The 2812-nt window shown below is 37.6% G+C and carries 3 protein-coding genes; 1 reads left to right on the top strand and 2 read right to left on the bottom strand.

Annotated features, from left to right (window positions below):
• Window positions 1-269: 269 nt before the first annotated feature.
• Window positions 270-1556, top strand: a complete 1287-nt coding sequence (locus AC4GME_RS18555) for an NAD(P)/FAD-dependent oxidoreductase (RefSeq protein ID WP_490378431.1) — start codon at window positions 270-272, stop codon at window positions 1554-1556.
• Window positions 1557-1766: 210 nt separating this feature from the next.
• Here AC4GME_RS18555 and AC4GME_RS18550 read toward each other — a convergent pair whose 3' ends face one another.
• Together AC4GME_RS18550 and AC4GME_RS18545 are read right to left on the bottom strand one after the other, a co-directional pair.
• Complete coding sequence (locus tag AC4GME_RS18550; protein ID WP_490378432.1) at window positions 1767-2228, bottom strand: DUF2919 domain-containing protein; 462 nt, start codon at window positions 2226-2228, stop codon at window positions 1767-1769.
• Window positions 2229-2293: 65 nt separating this feature from the next.
• A partial coding sequence (locus tag AC4GME_RS18545) for a S49 family peptidase (RefSeq protein ID WP_490380014.1) occupies window positions 2294-2812 on the bottom strand: 519 nt, incomplete at its 5' end.

Here is a 2812-nt window from a genome sequence, read left to right as displayed (position 1 = left end):
TTTACCCCCTTGGTTAGCTGATGAAGACGTGTTTTTTTTGTTGTTTTTTTCTGCTTATAATTCCGCCTTGTAACAAAATTACCACATTAGTGCAAAATCAACCTATTTAATGTTAACTCAATTAACATTTGTAACATAGTTACATTTTCTTGTGATATAGTTCTGATATTCCAGTTTATTAAATCCTATTACATTAGTGTTTTTAGTTATCTCCTGTGCACTTATCCAGAATTTTAATGTAATCGTATTTTTCTAAAATTGAGGTATATATGTATAAAATTGTTATTGTTGGTGGTGGGGCTGGAGGCCTTGAACTTGCGACTGAATTAGGCAATAAATTAGGACGTAAAAGAAAAGCCCATATCACCTTAGTCGATAAAAATAGAACACATTTGTGGAAACCATTATTGCATGAAGTGGCCGCAGGCTCTTTAGATGATGGTATTGATGCATTAAGTTACCGTGCACATGCAAAAAATCATGGTTTTAATTTTAAACTTGGTGCATTAGCTAATATTGATCGGGAAAATAAACAGATTCAATTAGCGCAACTGAACGATCTAGATGGCACGCAGATTTTACCTGAAAGCGAAGTCAGTTATGACATTCTGGTGATGGCACTTGGCAGTGTTAGTAATGATTTCAAGACAAAAGGTGTAGCGGAACATTGCATTTTTCTAGATAGTCCGCAGCAGGCTAAAAAGTTTCATAACCGTATGTTAAATAAATATTTACAGCTTGGTGTACAAGAAACAAAACAAGTTAGTGTTGCGATAGTGGGAGCGGGTGCAACTGGCGTTGAATTATCAGCCGAGCTTTATAACTCACTGCAACAAGTTTCCAGTTATGGTTTTGAGCATATTAAAGCGTCAGACTTAAAAGTCAGTCTTGTGGAAGCGGGTGCTAAAATTTTGCCTGCACTTCCTGAGCGGATCTCAGCTTCAGCCCATCAAGAGTTACTAAAATTGGGTGTTGATGTGCGCACTAAAACTATGGTTATAGAAGCGACGCAGCAGGGCTTGCTGACCAAGGAAGGCGAGCTGATTGCTGCAGATTTAATCGTTTGGGCGGCTGGTATCAAAGCTCCTGATTTCTTAAAAGAGATTGCAGGTCTTGAAACGAACCAAGTTAATCAACTAGTGGTTAAAGCAAGTTTGCAGACCACGCTTGATGATGCTATTTATGCGATCGGGGATTGTGCAAGTTGTGCGCTTCCTGATGGAGGTTTTGTACCTCCTCGTGCGCAATCAGCACACCAGATGGCATCATTAGTTGCAAAAAATATTATTGCCACCATCAAGGAGAAATCATTAGTCTCATATAAATACAGAGACTATGGCTCATTAGTTTCATTAAGCAATTACAGCACTGTCGGCAGCTTAATGGGTAATTTAATGAAAGGTTCAATGAAAATTGAAGGTCGTTTAGCGCGTATGGTTTATATCTCATTGTATCGTATGCACCAGGTTGCACTTCACGGCTATTTCCGGACCGCATTAATCTCATTAGTAGAGCGTATTAACCGGGTATTGCGACCACGCCTAAAATTACATTAATTGCTCTTTTAATACCAATCAGCTTAATATTATGATCTATTCATGGAAGTGCGACTTTAGTCGCGCCTATGATATTGCGCGGTTAAAATCGCACTTCCCAATATAAAAACAGATCAATTAGTTTTGCGGAATGGAATTAGATTACAAAATTAATGCGATTGGTATAACTTATGAATAACACAGATAAGGTGTAATTTATCTGTGTTATTTTTAATTATGACGTACAAAACTCGCTTTCAAGTGCTTGCTGCGCACGCTGTATAGTAATGACCAAATGATAATTACCAGTTGCAGCGATGCTCCCAAAGAATATTGAAAGTGATTAATAGACAAATAATAAAGTTGCAGAGCAAAATCGGTAATAATACTCAACAGTAAAAATGGATAGCCGATTTGCCATAATTTCGACAGCCAGTAATGTTTATCATGATCCCTTCCTGACAGCAGAAACAACAACAGAGCAATAAAACCAGAAATCAATCCTAAATAAAAATGTGTCTTATCAGGATAGAACATAGCTAATATTTTATTACCTGTATTACGAGAAGCTACAGAAATAATTAACAATGCCCATGTTCTTGCTAAAAAGAGTAGGGTAAAGTAAAAAAATATTGGTGGTTTTAGATTACCTGATTGTGTGTAGTAGTGCAGTGGATAAATCTTAATATTCATCAAGTCTCTGATCTGTTTCTTAATCGATAAAAGAGATAGGGGTAATCAGCCCCTATCTTGTTTACTTATTTGATTATACACATTGGGCAATAAGCATAACGACCTTGTGGGTCGTTAAACCTTGTTAATATCGCCGTCTGTGATTGCAGTAAGTTTATTGTTTGGTATAAAACAGGGCTAATTTGAACTGTTTGCGCTAATAACTTCACGCCTGATGTGAACATCTCATTGAGTAACTGCTGTTTTGTAGACAGTGTAGGGGCGATCTCTTGTATATCAAATTGTGTTAATTGTGCAAGGTCAGCAGCTTGATTAATTGCATCCTGCAGACTTCCCAGTTGATCTACAAGTCCGTGTTGTTTTGCATCAACCCCCGTCCAGACGCGTCCTTGTGCAACTTTATCAACTTCTGAGAGTGACATATTCCGACCTTGTGCAACCACAGTTAAAAACTGTTTATAACCATGTTCAATACCTATTTGCATAATTTCAGCAAGCTCTGGGTTAAGCGCTCGAGTCGGATCTAAAGTTGATAACTCACTGGTGCCGACTCCATCGTTATAAATACCAAATTTATTGAGTGC

The sequence above is a fragment of the Psychromonas sp. genome, assembly GCF_983033635.1.
The sequence above is the reverse complement of the archived record's forward strand: the minus strand, read 5'-3'. Positions and strand labels throughout refer to the sequence as shown.